This window comes from Bradyrhizobium sp. C-145, assembly GCF_023375135.1.
GTDB lineage: Bacteria > Pseudomonadota > Alphaproteobacteria > Rhizobiales > Xanthobacteraceae > Bradyrhizobium > Bradyrhizobium zhanjiangense.
Window position 1 is genome coordinate 518,182 of record NZ_CP088150.1, and the last position, 17,237, is coordinate 535,418.

At 65.0% G+C, this 17,237-nt stretch carries 19 protein-coding genes; 4 read left to right on the forward strand and 15 right to left on the reverse strand.

The annotated features are described in order from the left end of the window. The first annotated feature begins 9 nt into the window (after positions 1-9). Positions 10-444: a hypothetical protein gene (locus LRP30_RS02315; protein ID WP_128947261.1), complete on the forward strand. Its 435-nt coding sequence runs from the start codon at positions 10-12 to the stop codon at positions 442-444. Positions 445-607: 163 nt separating this feature from the next. Here the strand turns inward: LRP30_RS02315 and LRP30_RS02320 are convergent, their stop codons facing one another. Beyond that, positions 608-1,966, reverse strand: a complete 1,359-nt coding sequence (locus LRP30_RS02320; protein ID WP_249759212.1) for an MFS transporter — start codon at positions 1,964-1,966, stop codon at positions 608-610. Between the two features lie 202 nt (positions 1,967-2,168). Next, complete coding sequence (rmuC, locus tag LRP30_RS02325; protein ID WP_128940850.1) at positions 2,169-3,368, reverse strand: DNA recombination protein RmuC; 1,200 nt, start codon at positions 3,366-3,368, stop codon at positions 2,169-2,171. 171 nt (positions 3,369-3,539) lie between these two features. Here rmuC and def point away from each other — a divergent pair, with 171 nt between their 5' ends. The 3 genes from def (at position 3,540) to truA (ending at position 6,051) form a co-directional block, all read left to right on the forward strand. After that, a complete protein-coding gene (gene def / locus LRP30_RS02330; protein WP_091887295.1) occupies positions 3,540-4,067 on the forward strand; it encodes a peptide deformylase in 528 nt (175 codons plus the stop codon). Between the two features lie 192 nt (positions 4,068-4,259). Continuing rightward, entirely contained in the window at positions 4,260-5,195 is a 936-nt protein-coding gene (fmt, locus tag LRP30_RS02335; protein ID WP_249759213.1) for a methionyl-tRNA formyltransferase, read from the forward strand. 118 nt (positions 5,196-5,313) lie between these two features. Continuing rightward, on the forward strand, positions 5,314-6,051 hold the full coding sequence (gene truA, locus LRP30_RS02340) for a tRNA pseudouridine(38-40) synthase TruA (protein WP_128930887.1): 738 nt from the start codon (positions 5,314-5,316) through the stop codon (positions 6,049-6,051). Between the two features lie 136 nt (positions 6,052-6,187). Here truA and dapE read toward each other — a convergent pair whose 3' ends face one another. The 13 genes from dapE to rpmH all read right to left on the reverse strand — a co-directional run bounded on the left by dapE (position 6,188) and on the right by rpmH (position 16,925). Beyond that, on the reverse strand, positions 6,188-7,366 hold the full coding sequence (gene dapE / locus LRP30_RS02345; RefSeq protein ID WP_249759214.1) for a succinyl-diaminopimelate desuccinylase: 1,179 nt from the start codon (positions 7,364-7,366) through the stop codon (positions 6,188-6,190). 10 nt (positions 7,367-7,376) lie between these two features. Then, a complete protein-coding gene (gene dapD / locus LRP30_RS02350; RefSeq protein ID WP_249759215.1) occupies positions 7,377-8,222 on the reverse strand; it encodes a 2,3,4,5-tetrahydropyridine-2,6-dicarboxylate N-succinyltransferase in 846 nt (281 codons plus the stop codon). Positions 8,223-8,362: 140 nt separating this feature from the next. After that, complete coding sequence (locus LRP30_RS02355) at positions 8,363-8,806, reverse strand: DUF302 domain-containing protein (protein ID WP_128930890.1); 444 nt, start codon at positions 8,804-8,806, stop codon at positions 8,363-8,365. Further along, entirely contained in the window at positions 8,803-9,162 is a 360-nt protein-coding gene (locus tag LRP30_RS02360) for a carboxymuconolactone decarboxylase family protein (RefSeq protein ID WP_249759216.1), read from the reverse strand. Before LRP30_RS02360 ends, LRP30_RS02355 begins: the two co-directional genes overlap by 4 nt. Before the next feature lie 105 nt (positions 9,163-9,267). Continuing rightward, a complete protein-coding gene (locus LRP30_RS02365; protein ID WP_206734819.1) occupies positions 9,268-10,173 on the reverse strand; it encodes a LysR family transcriptional regulator in 906 nt (301 codons plus the stop codon). Positions 10,174-10,196: 23 nt separating this feature from the next. After that, positions 10,197-10,889 (reverse strand): pyrimidine 5'-nucleotidase, encoded by a 693-nt coding sequence (locus tag LRP30_RS02370; RefSeq protein ID WP_249759217.1) that lies wholly within the window; start codon positions 10,887-10,889, stop codon positions 10,197-10,199. Positions 10,890-11,104: 215 nt separating this feature from the next. Beyond that, positions 11,105-12,091 (reverse strand): DUF1036 domain-containing protein, encoded by a 987-nt coding sequence (locus tag LRP30_RS02375; protein ID WP_249761680.1) that lies wholly within the window; start codon positions 12,089-12,091, stop codon positions 11,105-11,107. Between the two features lie 182 nt (positions 12,092-12,273). Further along, positions 12,274-13,161, reverse strand: coding sequence for an acetylglutamate kinase (argB, locus tag LRP30_RS02380; RefSeq protein ID WP_128930895.1), 888 nt, complete (start codon positions 13,159-13,161; stop codon positions 12,274-12,276). A gap of 167 nt (positions 13,162-13,328) precedes the next feature. Beyond that, positions 13,329-13,700, reverse strand: coding sequence for a DUF423 domain-containing protein (locus LRP30_RS02385; RefSeq protein WP_249759218.1), 372 nt, complete (start codon positions 13,698-13,700; stop codon positions 13,329-13,331). After that, positions 13,700-14,353 carry a ribosome biogenesis GTP-binding protein YihA/YsxC gene (gene yihA, locus LRP30_RS02390; RefSeq protein ID WP_128930897.1) on the reverse strand — a complete coding sequence of 218 codons (654 nt, stop codon included), beginning with the start codon at positions 14,351-14,353 and terminating at the stop codon, positions 13,700-13,702. The genes LRP30_RS02385 and yihA overlap by 1 nt, the downstream gene beginning before the upstream one ends. 141 nt (positions 14,354-14,494) lie before the next feature. Next, the gene (gene yidC, locus LRP30_RS02395) at positions 14,495-16,348 is read right to left on the reverse strand and encodes a membrane protein insertase YidC (protein ID WP_091887309.1); all 1,854 of its coding nucleotides are present in this window, start codon (positions 16,346-16,348) and stop codon (positions 14,495-14,497) included. Between the two features lie 16 nt (positions 16,349-16,364). Beyond that, a complete protein-coding gene (rnpA, locus tag LRP30_RS02400; RefSeq protein WP_249759219.1) occupies positions 16,365-16,763 on the reverse strand; it encodes a ribonuclease P protein component in 399 nt (132 codons plus the stop codon). A 27-nt stretch (positions 16,764-16,790) separates the two neighbouring features. After that, the gene (gene rpmH / locus LRP30_RS02405) at positions 16,791-16,925 is read right to left on the reverse strand and encodes a 50S ribosomal protein L34 (protein ID WP_008542748.1); all 135 of its coding nucleotides are present in this window, start codon (positions 16,923-16,925) and stop codon (positions 16,791-16,793) included. Positions 16,926-17,237 lie beyond the last annotated feature (312 nt).

Below are 17,237 nucleotides of genomic sequence, written 5' to 3' on the forward strand. Positions count from 1 at the left end.
ACGGACGACATGACGAAACTTTTCGCCACACGATTGGCTTTGGTCGCGACGATGATGGTGCTGGTGAGCCCGGCCATCTCCGCGCAGCAGGGCGACGAGACGCCGCCGCCGTCCAAGCCCGGCAAGCCGATCAACACCGGCGACGTGCTCTCCGGCGAGTTGAATGCGATGAAGGTGCGCGACGTCAAGAACGGCAAGCGCGTCGCGACTTATCAGATCACCTCCGAGCCGCGCCGCCTGCCGCCGCCGAACGGGCTATGCAATCTCGAGACCGGCCCCGAAACCTTCCAGCTCGTCACCTCCAGCGACGCGCAGGCCGCGCAGTTGAAGTCGTTCGTCGGCAAGGAGATCTCGGTCAAGGTCGACGAGATCGCCTGCGCCAGCGATGCCGGCCAGATGAGCGAGGCCGTGATCACGAAGTGGAGTTTGATCAAGAAGCAGTAGGCTCGCGACGCTTTCTCCGTCATCATTGCGAGGAGCAAGCTGCCGTAGGGTGGGCAAAGGCGCAAAGCGCCGTGCCCACCATCTTTCGTCGATCGCGCTGAAGGTTGGTGGGCACGCTTCGCTTTGCCCATCCTACGGCATCGCGGGCGTGGCGCTCGCGGTATCAAACCCTCACCGGCCCCAGCGTCTCGAAATGCCCGCGCTTCTGCAGCCAGGCCAGCAGCACCAGGCTCGGGATCGCCACCAGCACGCAGATCACGAAGAACAGCGCCCAGCCGGTCGTATCAGCCACGAAGCCGGCGCCTGATGACAGATACGTTCGTCCCACCGCCGCAAGCGCGGTGAGTAGCGCGTATTGCGTCGCTGTGTGCAGCGGGTTCCTGCACAGGGCGGAGAGGTAGGCGACGAAGATCACGGTGCCGATGGCGCTGGTGAAGTTCTCGGCCGTGATGGCGAAGGCGAGCGCCCATTGGCTGGTGCCGACGAACGCCAGCCAGGAGAACGAAAGATTGGCGAGCGCCTGCACCACGCCGCCGATCCAGAGGCTGGTCGCCAGCGAATAACGCCGCGCGACAAAACCGCCGGCAAAGCCGCCGATCAGCGTCGCGGCGAGCCCGACGCCCTTCACGATCGCCGCATAGTCGTTGCGAGAGAAGCCGAGGTCGATTACGAACGGCGCCGTCATCGTGCCGGAGAAGGCATCGGTGAACTTGAACAGCACCACGAAAGCCAGCGCGGCGAGCGCGTCCTTGCGGGAGAGGAATTCGGCGAAGGCGCCGATCGCGGCCTGAACGACGCGAGCGAAGGCCGGCTCTGCGTGCGTCGCCGCTTCCGCCTTTGTCGATTGCTCAGGCTCGGTTGCGACGAGCGCCGTGAACGTCCCGATCAGCACCATCGCCGCCATCACCACATAGCCCCACATCCAGGCCGAGTGGCGTGTAATGCCGGTGCCCTCGAAGCCGGAGACGATGAACAGCGCGCCCGCGGTCGACACCAGCATGCCGATACGATAAGCCGCGACATAAGCGGCCATTCCGGCCGCCTGCTCGCTCTCCGGCAGGCTCTCGACCCGGAAGGCATCGACCACGATGTCCTGGGTCGAGGACGTGGTCGCGACCAGCAGCGCGCCGAGCGCGACGTAGAACGGCGAGCGCGCAGGATCGGTCATCGCCAGCAGCAGGATGGCGATGATCAGCAGCAGCTGCGAGAACAAGAGCCAGCCACGCCGCCGCCCGAAGACGCGGGTGAACAGCGGCACATGGATCGCATCCACCAGCGGCGCCCACAAAAATTTCAGCGTGTAGGGCGTGCCGACCAGCGCAAACAGCCCGATGGTCTTGAGATCGACCCCGACCTCCCGCATCCACACCAGCAGCGTCGAGCCCGACAGCGCCAGCGGCAGGCCTGAGGAGAAGCCGAGGAACAGCACTATCAGCACCCGCGGTTGCAGGTACACGGCAAGGCTGTCACGCCAGGAGGCAGCGGTGGCGCCAGCGGAGGAGGTCGCGTCGGGTGCGGTCATGGGGTGGTGTTAGCAGATTCTGGGGGCGCTGCCTCTTCTCCCTCTCCCCCGTTCTTACGGGGAGAGGGTTGGGGTGAGGGGCCTCTCGCCACATTTGAACTCGTCGAGGGACCTGTATCCCTCACCCGGATTGCGCCGGACGATGCTTCGCATCGCCGGTGGCAATCCGACCTCTCCCCGCAAGCGGGGAGAGGTGAAGACGTCACTCCCCCGCCTGGAGCTTCCTCGGAAACAGCTCCGGCGCACCGGTGGCCACCAAATGTGGGCCTTCGGGCGCATCCGCCTTGCTGAAATCGAGCTCCTCGATTCGCCCGGCGCGCTTCTCGATCTTGTCGGCGGAGATCAGCACCTGCCGCACGTCCTCGTTGACGTCGGCAAAATGCTTTTGCAGCTTCAGCACGCGGTCGCGCAGGCGGCCCAAATCGTCGCCCAGCTTGATCACCTCGGTGCGGATCTGGTCGGCGGCATCGCGCATGCGCGCGTCCTTCATGATCTGCTGCATGACTTGGATCGCGAGCATCAGCAACGAGGGTGACACCAGCACGACGCGGGCGCGATAGGCCTTCTGGATCACGTCGTCGAAGCCGTCATGGATCTCGGCGTAGACCGATTCCGACGGCACGAACATCAGCGCCATCTCCTGGGTCTCGCCGGTGACGAGATATTTTTCGGCGATGTCGCTGACGTGCTTCATCACGTCGCCGCGCAGCCGCTGCGTGGCGAAGCGCCGCTCCTCGTCGCTGCGGGCGTCGTGCAGCGCGGTCATCGCCTCCAGCGGAAATTTCGCATCGATGCAGAGCGGGCGCTGGTCCGGCAGGAACACGACGCAATCGGGCCGCTTGCCGGTCGAGAGCGTGAACTGGAACTCGTACGAGCCCTTGGGCAATCCGTCCTGGACGATTGCTTCCATTCGCGCCTGGCCGAAGGCCCCGCGCGACTGCTTGTTGGCGAGCACGTCGCGCAGGGTCGTCACCTGCGTGGTGAGGTCGGTGAGGTTCTTGTGCGCACTGTCGATGATGCCGAGCCGCTCATGCAGCGCGCGCAGGCTCTCCATGGTGTTGCGGGTCGAATGTTCCATGGACTGGCCGACGCGATGCGTCACCGAATCCAGCCGCTCGTTGACCGCCCGCGCCATCTCGGCCTGGCGGCCGGCCAGCGCCTGGGTCATGGCGTCGACCCGGCCCGAGGCCTCGCTCTGGGCCCGCAGCACCTCGCTCAGGCGCTCCTCGAGCTCGTCGGCCCGGATCGCATGCGCCATCGCGAGTTCCGCGCCGCGCCGCCCGGAGCGCGCGATCACGACGGCAATCACTACCAGCAGGATGAGGATAAGGGCGCCGAAGCCGATCAGCGCATCGATCGTGCGCACCGGCCAGTCGCCCAGCATGACAATGATCTCGTTCATGCGTCCCCTTCTACCCGATTCGCCGGAATGCGCGAACGAAGAGGGAACGTCGGTGGTTAACGACCCACTAATTTTTATGGTTAACGAAAGCTGAAGTTTTATGGTTAGCGGAGGGTTAACGAAGTTCCTGGCCGGATTGACCGCATCCGGCGCGCAGCTTAAATCGCCGCCATGGCCCTCAGAGAAATCATCATCCTGCCCGACAAGCAGCTGCGTCTGATCTCCAAGCCGATCGAGAAGGTCACGCCGGAGATCCGCAAGCTTGCCGACGACATGTTCGAGACCATGTATGACGCGCCCGGCATCGGCCTCGCGGCGATCCAGGTCGCGCAGCCGCTGCGGCTGATCACCATGGACCTCGCCAAGCGCGACGAGAACGGCGAGACCAAGCACGAGCCGCGTGTCTTCATCAACCCGGAGATTCTCTCCTCTTCGGAGGAACTTTCGGTGTACGAGGAAGGCTGCCTGTCGATCCCCGAATATTACGAGGAGGTCGAGCGTCCCGCGAAGGTGCGCGTGCGCTTCACCGACCTCGACGGCAAGGTGCACGAGGAGGATGCCGAAGGCCTCTATGCCACCTGCATCCAGCACGAGATCGATCATCTCAACGGCGTGTTGTTCGTCGACTATCTGTCGAAGCTCAAGCGCGACCGCGTGATGAAGAAGTTCGAGAAAGCCGCCAAGCGCGCGGGGGAGTAACCACGTCCTCCGCCGTCATGCCCGGCCAAAAGCGCGAAGCGCGTCTTCAAGCCCAAAAGCGCGAAGCGCGTCTTCAAGCTAACGTGCCGGACATCCGCGTTCTTCGTCCGTCGAGTGAGAAAGAACGTGGATGGCCGGGACAAGCCCGGCCATGACGAGTACTCTGTTCCTTTCCGAGGATTGTCTCGTCCCATGCCCCTCCGCCTGATCTTCATGGGCACGCCCGATTTCTCCGTGCCGACGCTGCTCGAGCTGGTCGCGCATGGCCACGAGATCGCGGCCGTCTACACCCGCGCGCCGAAGCCCGGCGGGCGCCGCGGCCTGCAATTGCAGCCCACGCCGGTCGAGGAAGCTGCGCGAAAACTCGGCGTTCCCGTGCTGACGCCGAAGACGTTGAAGACGCCGGAAGCGCTCGACGAATTTCGCGCCTTCGATGCCGATGCCGCGGTCGTCGTCGCCTACGGCATGATCCTGCCGCAGGCCATCCTCGATGCACCAAAACTCGGCTGCTACAATCTGCACGCTTCGCTGTTGCCGCGCTGGCGCGGCGCCGCGCCGATCAATCGCGCCATCATGGCAGGCGATGCCGAGAGCGGCGTGATGGTGATGAAGATGGATGTCGGCCTCGACACCGGCGACGTCGCCATGGCCGAACGGCTCGCGATCACGGACAGCATGACCGCGGCCGATCTGCACGATCGCCTCTCCCGGCTCGGTGCCGATTTGATGGTCCGCGCCATGGCCGCGCTCGGACGCGGCGGGCTTCAGCTCAAAAAGCAGAGCGAGGACGGCGTCACCTATGCCGCCAAGATCGACAAGGCCGAGGCGCGGATCGACTGGACGAAACCTGCACGCGCGGTACTGCGCCACATCCACGGCCTGTCGCCGTTCCCCGGTGCCTGGGCCGAGCTCGCGGACGTCAGCGAGAATGCGCGCGTCAAAATCCTGCGATGTGAATTGGCGAACGGCTCAGCTGCGCCCGGCGAGGTGCTCGACGACCACCTCACCATCGCCTGCGGCGAGGGTGCCATCCGCATCATCGAGATCCAGCGCGAAGGCAAGGCCCGGATGCAGGCCGCTGACTTTTTGCGGGGCGTGCCGCTGAAGGCGGGATCGAAGTTCAGCTGACGCTGTCATACTCCGCGAAAGCGGGGTATCCAGTACGCCGAGGCGTCTCGGTCGAACGGAGCTGTCTCAGAGTACTGGATCATCCGCCTTCGCGGATGATGACACCACCCGGATTGAGATGCCCCGCTACAAGCTCACCATCGAATATGACGGCGCGCCGTTCTGCGGCTGGCAGGTGCAGGAGACGCTGCCCTCGGTGCAGGGCGCGCTGGAAGCTGCCGTCAAGGCGATGACCGGCGCGGATGCGCGGGTGCATGGGGCCGGCCGCACCGATGCCGGCGTGCACGCGCTCGGCCAAGTCGCGCATGTCGACATCGCGAAGCAATTTGCGCCGGATCGTTTTCGCGACGGGCTCAATGCGCATCTGCGCCCGCATCCGGTCGCGGTGCTCGAGGCCGAGATCGTCCCCGAGACCTTCGAGGCGCGCTTCTCGGCCATCAAGCGCCATTACCGCTACCGCATCGTCAACACCCGCGCCAATCTCACTCTCGACGTCGGCCACGCCTGGCGCGTGCCGCGCCGGCTCGACGCCGACGCGATGCATGCGGCGGCACAACGCCTGCTCGGCAAGCACGATTTCACCACATTCCGCGACACCGAGTGCCAGGCCAAGTCGCCGGAGAAGACGCTCGACCAGCTCGACGTCGCGCGCGATGGCCGCGAGATCACGATTCTCACCTCGGCGCGCTCGTTCCTGCACAGCCAGGTGCGCTCGATGGTGGGCTCGCTGGTCTGGGTCGGCGAGGGCCGCTGGACCGCGGACGATCTCTCCGCAGCCTTAGCTGCCCGCAATCGCGCCGCCTGCGGCATCGTCGCCCCGCCGGAGGGGTTGTATCTGGTGAAGGTGGATTATTGACTCTGATGCCGCCACTGGCGTCATGGCCGGGCTTGTCCCGGCCATCCACGACCTTTCTTGTCCGACGCGCCGACGAACGTGGATGCCCGGGACAAGCCCGGGCATGACGGTAGAGGGTTTGGCGAGAATTAGCGCCTCACCCAAAATACCGCGCCAAAATCCCCCGATACACCTGCGTCAGCTTCTCCAGATCCGTCACCGGCACGCGCTCGTCGATCTGGTGCATGGTCTGCCCGACCAGGCCGAACTCGATCACCGGGCAGTAGCTCGAGATGAAGCGAGCATCCGAAGTTCCACCGCTCGTCGACAGCTCCGGCTTGCGGCCGGTCACCTCCTCGATCGCGGAGACCGCGAGATCGGTGAACGGCCCGGGCTTGGTCACGAACACGTTGGAGTTCGAGGGCTCCCAGACGATGCGGGCGCGGATGCGGTTGCCGCAGGCTTTGGCGAGGCGCGTCTCGACCAATTCGCGCAGGCTCGCCTGGGTGTGGTTGTCGTTGTAGCGGATGTTGAATTTCGCGCGGGCCTCGCCGGGGATGACGTTGCTGGCCTTGTTGCCGACGTCGACCGAGGTGAACTCGAGGTTGGAAGCCTGGAACTGGGCGCTGCCATGGTCGAGCGGCTCGTCGGAGATCGCCACGATCAGTCGCGCGATATCAGGCACCGGGTTGGAGGCGCGATGTGGATAGGCGACATGGCCCTGCACGCCGTCGACATAGAGCGTGCCCGATTGTGAGCCGCGGCGGCCGACCTTGATGGTGTCGCCGAGCGTCTCGACGTTGGAGGGCTCGCCCAGCACGCAATGGTCGAACTTTTCGCCGCGCTCGGCGGCCCATTTCAGCAGCTTGATGGTGCCATTGATGGAGACGTCCTCCTCATCGCCGGTGATCAGGAAGGAGATTGAACCCGAGCCCGATTTTTGGCCGTCGGCGCGCGGCTTGCCGCCATTGGCGGCGAGATGCTCCAGCACCGCGGCGATCGAGCAAGCGATGCCGCCCTTCATATCGACCGCGCCGCGGCCGTGCAGGAAACCGTCCTTCACCTCGCCCGAGAATGCGCCGACGCTCCAGGCGCTCTCGTCGCCCGGCGGCACCACGTCGGTGTGGCCGGCAAAGGTGATGTGCGGTCCCTCGCTGCCGATCCGCGCATAGAGATTGTCGACGTCGGCGGTGCCGGGTTCGCTGAACGTCACGCGGTGGCAAATGAAGCCGGCGGCGCTGAGGGCTTTTTCAAGCACCCCGAGTGCACCGGCATCGGCCGGGGTTACCGAGGGGCAGCGGATGAGATCGCGGGCAATGGAGAGAGCATCGGTCATGCGCGTCCGATCAATCTCGCAGCAGCTCGTTGATGCTGGTCTTGGACCGCGTGCGCTCGTCGACGCGCTTGACGATGACGGCGCAGGCGGTGCTTGGGCCGGGCTGGCCGTTCTTCATCGACTTGCCGGGCAGGGCGCCGGGCACCACGACCGAATATTCAGGCACTTCGCCCATGAAGATTTCGCCGGTCTCGCGATCGACGATCTTGGTCGAGGCGCCCAGGAACACGCCCATCGCCAGCACCGCGCCCTTGCGCACGATCACGCCTTCGGCGACCTCGCTGCGCGCGCCGATGAAGCAGTCGTCCTCGATGATCACGGGCTCGGCCTGGAGCGGCTCGAGCACGCCGCCGATGCCGGCGCCGCCGGAGATATGCACGCGCTTGCCGATCTGGGCGCAGGAGCCGACGGTGGCCCAGGTGTCGACCATGGTGCTCTCATCGACATAGGCGCCGAGATTGACGAAGGACGGCATCAGCACGACGTTCTTGGCAATGAAGGCCGAGCGGCGCACGATGGAGCCGGGGACGGCACGGAAACCGGCATCGCGAAAACGGTTCTCGCCCCAGCCTTCAAACTTCGAGGGCACCTTGTCCCACCAGGTCGCCTTGCCCGATCCGCCGGGAATGACGCCCATGTCGTTGAGGCGGAAGGACAGCAGCACGGCCTTCTTCAGCCATTGATTGACCTTCCACTTGCCGTCGCTGCCGCGCTCGGCAACACGCGCCTCGCCCTTGTCCAGAATCTCCAGCGCCTGATCCACGGCCTCGCGCACCTCGCCCTTGGTCGTGGTCGAGATGGTCTCACGCGCATCGAAGGCGCTGTTGATGGTGGATTCCAGGGCGGACAGGGACATCGGAGGCTTCCTCAAAACCGGAGTTATCTGCGGGAAATCGAGGGGGCTTTTTCGGGATTTGGACGAGGAGAGTCAAGAACGCTCTCGGCCTTGTTCCGGATGGCGCCGACGCACCCGGAACGTGAGCGGGGGCCTGCCCCTCAGGGATCGAGGCCGGCGACGATGCTCTCGCAAACGTCGGCCAGTTCGTCGCCAAGCGCAGCAAGCGCCGGCGATCGATATCGCGCAAAGGCTTTGCCGGGATCGAGCCAGCGCAGTTCGGTTCGTCCTTCGCGGAAGCCGATAACTGCGAACTTCAGGGGGACTTCGAGCAAGGCCGCCGAATCGGCCGCCAGCAGACGCGACATCAGGCGCGGGTGAAAGAACAGGATCTGCCGAGCCGGGCCGATGTCGTATCCGCCGCGATGCAGCAGCATCTGCGGATTGATCTCGTGCAGCACCCAGAGATCGGCAGCGAGGATTCTGTCTTTGAGGCGCGTCACGATCTCCTCGACCGGCAGCGTCGAGGAGAGGGCGCGTTGGAAAGAAGTTGCCGCGGTGCCGCTCTCGGAAAAGGCGACAGTCTGAAGGGCCGCCTTCGTCATCGGACCGCCGCTGGGCTCGCCGCATGGTTCGCCTCGAATGCATCGAGCGTGCGGGCGGAATACACCAGCGCGGCGCCCGCTCCGATCGCGATCGCGACGCCAAGTGCTTCCGCGAGCTCTTCGCGGCTCGCGCCGTGCCGGGTCGCGGCTTCGGCATGGACGGCGATACAACCATCGCAGCGTGCGGTCACCGCGGCGGCGAGCGCGATCAGCTCGCGGGTCTTGTCGCCGAGCCGGCTGCTCTGTGCGCCTGCGGCGCTGAGCGCGCGACAACCCTTCACCGTCTCCGGACTGAGCTTGCCGACGTCACCGATCCGCGCCAGCAGTTCACCTTGATAGGTCTTCCAGTCCAACATTGCAGATCTCCTCGATTGCGGGGGCTCGGGAGACGACATAGGCGGCAGCTGCGCCGATGCCCATCGGCTGCCGGCGTATGATCCCTATACGCGGACCGGAGATCGTCAGCGGAGCCGACGCGTGCGCTCGGCGAGGAAGTCCACAACACCGCGCACCCGGGGAATCCCGCGCGTGTCACGGTGGAATCCGAGCCACACATCGCGGCTCGGAACAGGGGCCGGCGTCTCGATTGCGCGCAGCTGCGGATATGCGCCGGCGAGACGTGCCGGCAGACAAACCAGGCCGGCGCCGGCAACGGCCGCCGCCGCCTGGCCGTCGCGGCTGTTGCTGCGAAAGGCAATGTGGGCGTGTGCCAAATGGTGGCGGAGCCACTTTGTCTCGGCGACGCTTTCGGCAAGCGCCGCGTTCATGGCGATGACCGTGGCGCCGGCGCCGCCTTGCCGAAAATCCGGGAGACCTTTCGCTTTGAGGTAGCCGGGCGCCGCATAGAGGCCGAACGGAAGGCTGCCGATCTTGCGTTGCATCAGCCCCTCCTGCTCGAAGCGTCCGAAACGCACGGCAATATCGGTCTCGCGTCGGGTCAGGCTTAGCGCCTCGGTGTCGGTGACGAGCTCGATGTTCATTTCGGGATGCAGGGTGCAGAACTCGGCAAGTAGGGGCGACAGAACCCGCGCGCCCAGCCATTCGGCGGAGGTCACGCGGATCGTTCCACTGAGCCCGGCGCTGCTACCGGTGGCTATCCGCTCGGCAGCAAGAGCTGCGTCTTCCATCCTGCCGGCATAGTCGAGGATTTGCCGCCCGGTGCCGGTGAGCTCGAGGCCGGACGGCCTTCGTTGAAACAGCACGGCGCCAAGCTTCTTCTCGAACAGTTCGAGTCGGCGGCTCATGGTCGGCTGCGTCGTGCCGAGGCTGCGCGCCGCGCCGGACAGGCTCTTCTCGCGAGCCAGGGTCAGGAAATAGCGCAGATCGTCCCATTCGATGGCGGGTAGGCCTGGCGGTTTCCGGGACACGTTCGCTCCTTGCATGGTCGCGCTCAGGCGGCGGCGAGCGATTGCAAAAACCCCGTCAGATCATCCGTGACGTGGTCGACATGGACGGCGTCTCGGCCCTCCAGCTCCCAGTCCTCGCGCACCACCTCCTTGGTGCCGTCGGGCACCACCAGCACCGTGGTCATGCCGAGTTCGTGCGGGACGGCGAGGTTGCGCGCGAGGTCCTCGAACATCGCGGCGCGGGTCGGATCGACTGCATGGTCGCTCAGGAACTTCCGGTAGGTCTGCGGTGCCGGCTTGGGCTCGAACTCGGCGGCGATGATGTCGAATACGCCGTCGAAATGCGTTGCGAAGCCGAGCCGCGCCAGCACGGCATCGACATGGTCGACCGAGCCGTTGGTCAGGATCAGCTTGCGCCCCGGCAGCCCGGCGATGGCTGCACCGAGCGCCGGGTTCGGCTCCAGCGGCGAATGGTCGATCTTGTGGACGTAGGCAAGGTAGTCGTCGGCGGAGACGCCGTGCAGGGTCATCATGCCGCGCATGGTGGTGCCGAAGCGCAGGTAATAGTCCTTCTGGATCTTGCGCGCCTCCTCGGGCGTCACGTTCAGCCAGCTCGACACGAACTCGCCGATCCGCGCATCGACCTGCTGCCACAGATTGACGTGATGCGGATAGAGCGTGTTGTCGAGATCGAATACCCAGGTGTCGACATGGGCGAAGGTGCGGGGCCAGGTCATCGCAACTCTCTATCCGTTGGGCGGCGCTGTGGCCTCACCCTCAATCGTCGTCCTGGCGAAAGCCAGGACCCATACGCCGTGACCTATCAATGGGGCACTCTGGTTGTCGTTCTTTGCCAAACCCCATCCTGGGGTAATGGGTCCTGGCTTTCGCCAGGACGACGGTGGAGTTTGTGGCGCGGTCACCGCAACAATCGTCACAGCAATCCCACCCATCACGGCAGCGCAAACCGCAGCGTCTTGCCGCCGCTCGACATGTCCACCGCGCCAAAACCAGTCGCGGCGAATCCGCGCGCGCCGCAATCGGTCTGCTCGCTCGTCTCGAACTTGGTCTCGCGCGTGCAGAGCTGCTTGTCGCCGCCCCAGTTCAGCGGCCGGTCCTTCAGCTTGATGACGCGGTTGTCGGCGTCGACCGCTTCCGCGAAGCTGAAGATCTGCCTGGGCTGGCCGGTCACGTCAGGATGCAGGCACGTCTTGGGATCGATGCGATACCAGCCGCGGCTCGTCACCGACTTGCCGTCGTCGCTCGCGACTGCCGCCATCACCTTGTGCGGCGTGTCGTTGCACCAGGTGAGGCCGGTCGCGGAGGGCGTCTGCACCGCATCGACCATGGTCTTGAACACATTCGGCGACGAGACGACGTCGGACGACAGCCCGCGGCTCTTCAGGAAGGCGGCCAGCGCTGCTTGCGTCTTCGGCCCGTCGACGCCGTCGATCGCGCCGACGTCGTAACCCGCGATCACCAGCAGCCGCTGGATGCCGGCAAGGCGCGCCTGCTCGTCGTCATATTCGGAATCCTCGGCGAGATAGGCAATGAGGTTGCCGTCCGCGCCTTGCGTCGGCGTCACTTGCGTGAAGGCGGCCTGGATCTGGCCGCTGCGGCATTGCCGCGCCGCCGCAATGACGAAATTATCCTGCGCCACGCACAGCATGTCGCGGCCGTTCTGCGGGATCGGGGAGGCGCCATAGACGCCGAGCGCGCGGGCGTTGAGCAGGATGCGGTCGGCCATCAGCGTGCCCTGCACCACCACGCGGCAGGTGGCAGGATCGATCCTGAACCAGCCCCGCGTCGCGGTCGCCGCCTTGTCGTCGATGCCGATCGCGGCCTCGACGACATAGGACATGCGGTTGCAGATCTTGAGGTCGGCGAGAGCTGGCGCGGAGGAGAAGAAGAACGAGACGGCTGCGGCGGGCAGCGTCATCAGGAAGCGGGTCAGGGGAGGACGGCGAGGCTGCCGCTCTCTCCGCTCGTCATGCCCGGCCTTGTGCCGGGCATCCACCTTCTTGGCGCGGAACGAAAGATCGTGGATGGCCGGGAGATCTTCGCGAAGACGCGCTTCGCGCTCTTGCCCGGCCATGACGGCTTTCTTTGTCCGCTCCCGCTTCACTTGTGGATCAGCGTTCCCGTGCCCTGGTTGGTGAAGAGCTCGAGCAGTACCGCATGCTGCATCTTGCCGTCGATGATGACGACACCCTGCACGCCCTGTTCGAGCGCGTAGATGCAGGTCTCGACCTTCGGGATCATGCCGCCGGAAATGGTGCCGTCGGCGATCAGCTTTCGCGCGTCCTTGACGGACAATTGCGGGATCAGCTTCTTGGACTTGTCGAGCACGCCTGGCACGTCGGTGAGCAGCAGGAGACGCTTGGCCTTCAGCGCGCCGGCAACGGCACCGGCAAACGTGTCGGCGTTGACGTTCAGGGTCTGGCCTTCTTTGGAGGTTGCGAGTGGTGCCAGCACCGGGATCAGCTCGTAGCCGATCAGCTGGTTGAGCAAAGTGAGGTCGACCTTCTCGGGGTCGCCGACGAAGCCGAGATCGATCGCCTTCTCGATGTTCGAGCCCGGATCGATGATGGTCCGCGTCGTCTTCGACGCTTTCACCATGTTACCGTCCTTGCCCGACAAGCCCACGGCCTTGCCGCCGGCTTCGTTGATGTAGCCGACGATCTGCTTGTTGACGGAGCCGGCGAGCACCATCTCGACGATCTCGATGGTCGCGGCATCGGTGATGCGCAGGCCTGCGGCGAATTCCGAGGCGATGCCGAGGCGCTTGAGCATGGTCGCGATCTGCGGCCCACCGCCATGCACCACCACCGGATTGATCGCGGTCTGCTCCAGCAGCACGATGTCGCGGGCAAAGTTTCTGGCGGTCTCCTCGTCGCCCATGGCATGGCCGCCATATTTGATGACGATGGTTTCCTCGTCATACTGCTGCATGTGCGGCAGCGCTTCGGACAGGATGCGGGCCTGGTCGAGCGGGGAGATGTCGGTCATGAGGCGGATCTCGCTGGCGGGACTAACGCGGCCTGCGTTCTATCTGATTGGCGGGCGCGGCGCAAAGTGTGGCTGATATGTAGCCCGGATGGAGCGAAGCGAAATCCGGGGCTCGTACCGCAGACACCTGTCCCGGATTGCGCTGCGCTCCATCCGGGCTACGGGCGCTACGGATTGCGCTTCGCCACCGCCGCCGCCACACTCACCGCCAACCAGCCCAAGATCAATATCGTCCCACCCGTCGGCGCCGCGTAGGGAAACAGCGCGTGCCCCGCATATTGCCGCAAGGTCAGGTCACCCGCGAACAATGCGGCGCCAGCTGCGAAGCCGAACGCGGCAACGAGGCCAATTCCGCCGTGCAGAAGGCCGCGCGCGAGCAGCGCGACGGTCGCAAGTATGGCAGTTGCATGAAACAGCAGCATGGCGCTGGCCGTTGCCAGCCGGCTCGCATCGGCGCCATGCGCGGAGGCGGCCGCCAGCGCGACGCCGGCGGCGCCCATCAAACCGGCAAGCCCGATCAGCAGGCGTTGCGCCGCCATCACGAGGCCCGCTCCTCCAAGAGCTTCGCCATCGCGGCGCGCAAGCCCTCCATGCCGGTCGAGCTCCGCGACGAGGTCGCGAGCACGTTCGGGAACGCGGCGGGGTGCTTGGCCAGCGCAGCCTCGGTCTCGGCGATGCGCGCCTGCAGCTCGGAGGCCTTCACCTGGTCGGCCTTGGTCAGCACGATCTGGTAGCTGACCGCGGAGCGATCGAGCGTCTTCAGGACTTCGAGATCGACATCCTTGATTCCATGCCGCGCGTCGATCAGCACATAGACGCGCGCGAGTGAGGCACGTCCCAGCAGGAATTTGTGGATCAGCTCGGTCCACGACGCGACCTGGCTCTTGGGCGCCTTGGCATAGCCGTAACCGGGCATGTCGACGAGGCGCAGGTCACTCTTCCCGGGGACCTCGAAGAAGATCAGCTCCTGGGTGCGGCCCGGCGTATGCGAGGTGCGCGCCAGCGCGTTGCGGCCGGTCAGCGCGTTGATGAGACTGGACTTGCCGACATTGGAGCGTCCCGCAAAGGCGATCTCCAGCCCGGCCATCGGCGGCAGCGTGGCAATCGAGGGCGAGGCCCAGATGAACTGCCAGTCGCGGGCGAACAGTTTTCGCCCGGCCTCGATCAGTCGCTCGTCGGTCTTGTCGTTCATGCGAGCGGTCTATCCTCTCGTCATGGCCGGGCTCGTCCCGGCCATCCACGTCTTAGTCACGAAACGAGCCTCCAAAAACGTGGATGCCCGGGACAAGCCCGGGCATGACGATGTGGAGGCATTTGCGCCCGGCAACGGCGCCTACGTCGCCTTCCTCGCGAACGTCGCCTTGAGATTGTCGAACAGCTCCACCTTCACGCCGTTGCGACGCATGATGAAGCTCTGCTGGACCACCGAGAGCAGATTGTTCCAGGCCCAGTAGATCACGAGGCCCGCCGGGAAGCCGGCCAGCATGAAGGTGAAGATCAGCGGCATCCAGTTGAAGATGATCTGCTGCGTCGGATCCGGCGGCGTCGGGTTCAGCTTCATCTGGAACCACATCGTGATGCCCATGATGATCGGCCAGATGCCGAGCGCGAGGTAGTGGCCGAACACGGGGATCGTGGTCGGGTCGACCGGGATCAGTCCGAACAGGTTGAACAAATTGGTCGGGTCGGGCGCCGAGAGGTCCTTGATCCAGCCATAGAACGGCGCGTGCCGCATCTCGATGGTGACGAACAGCACCTTGTAGAGCGAGAAGAACACCGGGATCTGGATCACCACGGGAAGACAGCCGGCGACCGGATTGATCTTCTCCTTGCGGTAGATCTCCATCATCTCCTGCTGCTGCTTCACCTTGTCGTCGGGATAGCGCTCCTTCAGCGCCTGCAGCTGCGGCTGGATCGACTTCATCTTCGCCATCGAGGCGTAGGACTTGTTCGCCAGCGGGAAGAACAGCAGCTTCACGATCACGGTCACGAGCAGGATCGAGATGCCGAAATTGCCGAAGAAGCGGTAGAAGAAGTCGAGGCCGAGGAACATCGGCTTGGTGATGAAGTAGAACCAGCCCCAGTCGATCAAGAGATCGAAGTGGTTGAGCCCCAGCGCCTTGTTGTAGCCGCCGAGGCCGGCGAACGGGAACACGCCGACCACGCCGGCTTCCTTGGCGCCCGCGAACAGCCGCGCGTTTGCAGTGGCCGTGCCGCCGATCGCGACGGTGACGGGATCGAGCAGATAGTCGGTCTGGTAGGTGTGGACGTTGCCGACCGGGTTCGACGAGAAGCGCGCCTGAAGCTGCGCATTGGTGTCGGGCAGCAGCGCCGAGGCCCAGTACTTGTCGGTGATGCCGAGCCAGCCATTGGTGGCCTTGAAGTTGACCGTCTTGGCTTCGTCGATCTTCTTGTAGGCGTATTCCTGCAAGCCCTGGTCACCGAGATAGCCGATCAGGCCTTCATGCAGGATGTAGTAGCCCGAGACCTGCGGCGCGCCGTGGCGCGAGATCAGCGCAAACGGATAGAGCGTGACCGGCGCATTGCCGACATTGCTCACCTCGTCCTTGATGGTGAAGAGATAATGGTCGTCGACCGCGATGGTGCGGCGGAAGGTGAGGCCCTCGCCATTGTCCCATTTCAGCACCACCGGCGTCGACGGCGTCAGGCTGCCGCTGCCGTCCTGCTGCCAGACGGTCTGGGCATCAGGCATCTTCGCCGTCACGCCCGTCGCCGCCACCCAGCCGAACTCGGCGTAATAGGGCTCCGCCGTGCCCGAGGGCGAATAGAGGATGATCGGCGGCGACTTCGGGTCGACGGTTTCGCGGAATTGCACCAGCGCGATGTCGTCGATGCGGCCGCCCTTCAGCGAGATGCTGCCGGCAATCCGCGGCGTGTCGATCTTCACGCGCGGGCTGGCTGCAATCGCGGCGTCCCGGGCAACGACCGGCTGGGCCTGCTGCTGGTTCGCGGCCGGTGTCGAGGGCTGAGTCGCGCCGCCCGCCTGCGGCGTGGTACCCGGCGTTGCGGACGCCGTCGGCTGCGGCGTGGATTTCTGGAGCTCGGTCTGTGCCTGCTGCTGGGCGCGCTGCTTCTCCATCTGCGGCACGTTGTAGAAATACTGCCAGGCGATCAGCACCAGGCCGGATAGAATGACGGCGAGGATGGTATTGCGATTGTCGGTCATCTCGATTGTCTCGTCATCAATCCGGTTTGCGGCTGGTCGCTGTGGCGCGATCCGGCCTCTGGTCGCGCGCCTTGGCCGGTCCTTTGGCCGTATGCCGCGCCGGCCTCGTGAATGCTATGCGCAGATCGTCGAGCATGGTCGCGAAGTCGCGCGAGAGCGCGTCCCTTCGTCCGACCAGCACATAATCATGATGGGGTTGCATCGACACCGGATCGAGCCGCTTCACCAATTCGCGAAGCCGGCGCCGGATACGATTGCGCTCGGGGGCGTTGCCGTTCTTTTTGGAAACGGTGAAGCCGATCCGGATCGGGCCGCCGTCGTCCCGGCGGCGGCTTTGCAGGACGAACGCGGGATTATTCACCCGCGCGCCATTGGCAACGGCGAGGAAATCCGCCCGCTGCCTCAGCCGATCCATGATGAAATCCCAAAAAGGGGGTCCGGCTCAGGCGCTCAGACGCTTGCGGCCGCGGGCGCGGCGGGCGGCGAGAACCTTGCGGCCGCCGGCAGTGGCGAGACGGGCACGGAAGCCGTGACGGCGCTTGCGCACCAGTTTGCTGGGTTGATAAGTCCGCTTCACGGGTTTTTCTCCGCTGACCGGGCAATTTGCCTGTAGAATTGATGGTAAAGTCCCGAAGATGCGGCCCAAAACGGGCCGTTTCCCGCCCCAAAAGAGCCGCTCCCGGTGTCGCACCGGGTCATCGCGGACAATTCGCGCGGCTTATAAGGGAGCGCCTTGTTTTCGTCAACGCCGCACAAGCGCGCGTTTCCGGTGAATATCGCTGTTTGTGCGGGGTTTTTAACCCTTGAGGTGGCGACTCGCTTTACCAGTGCTTACATCTCACCTTGGCAGATTAGCGATCCGTAATTTGACCGGACCCGGGACGGGTCG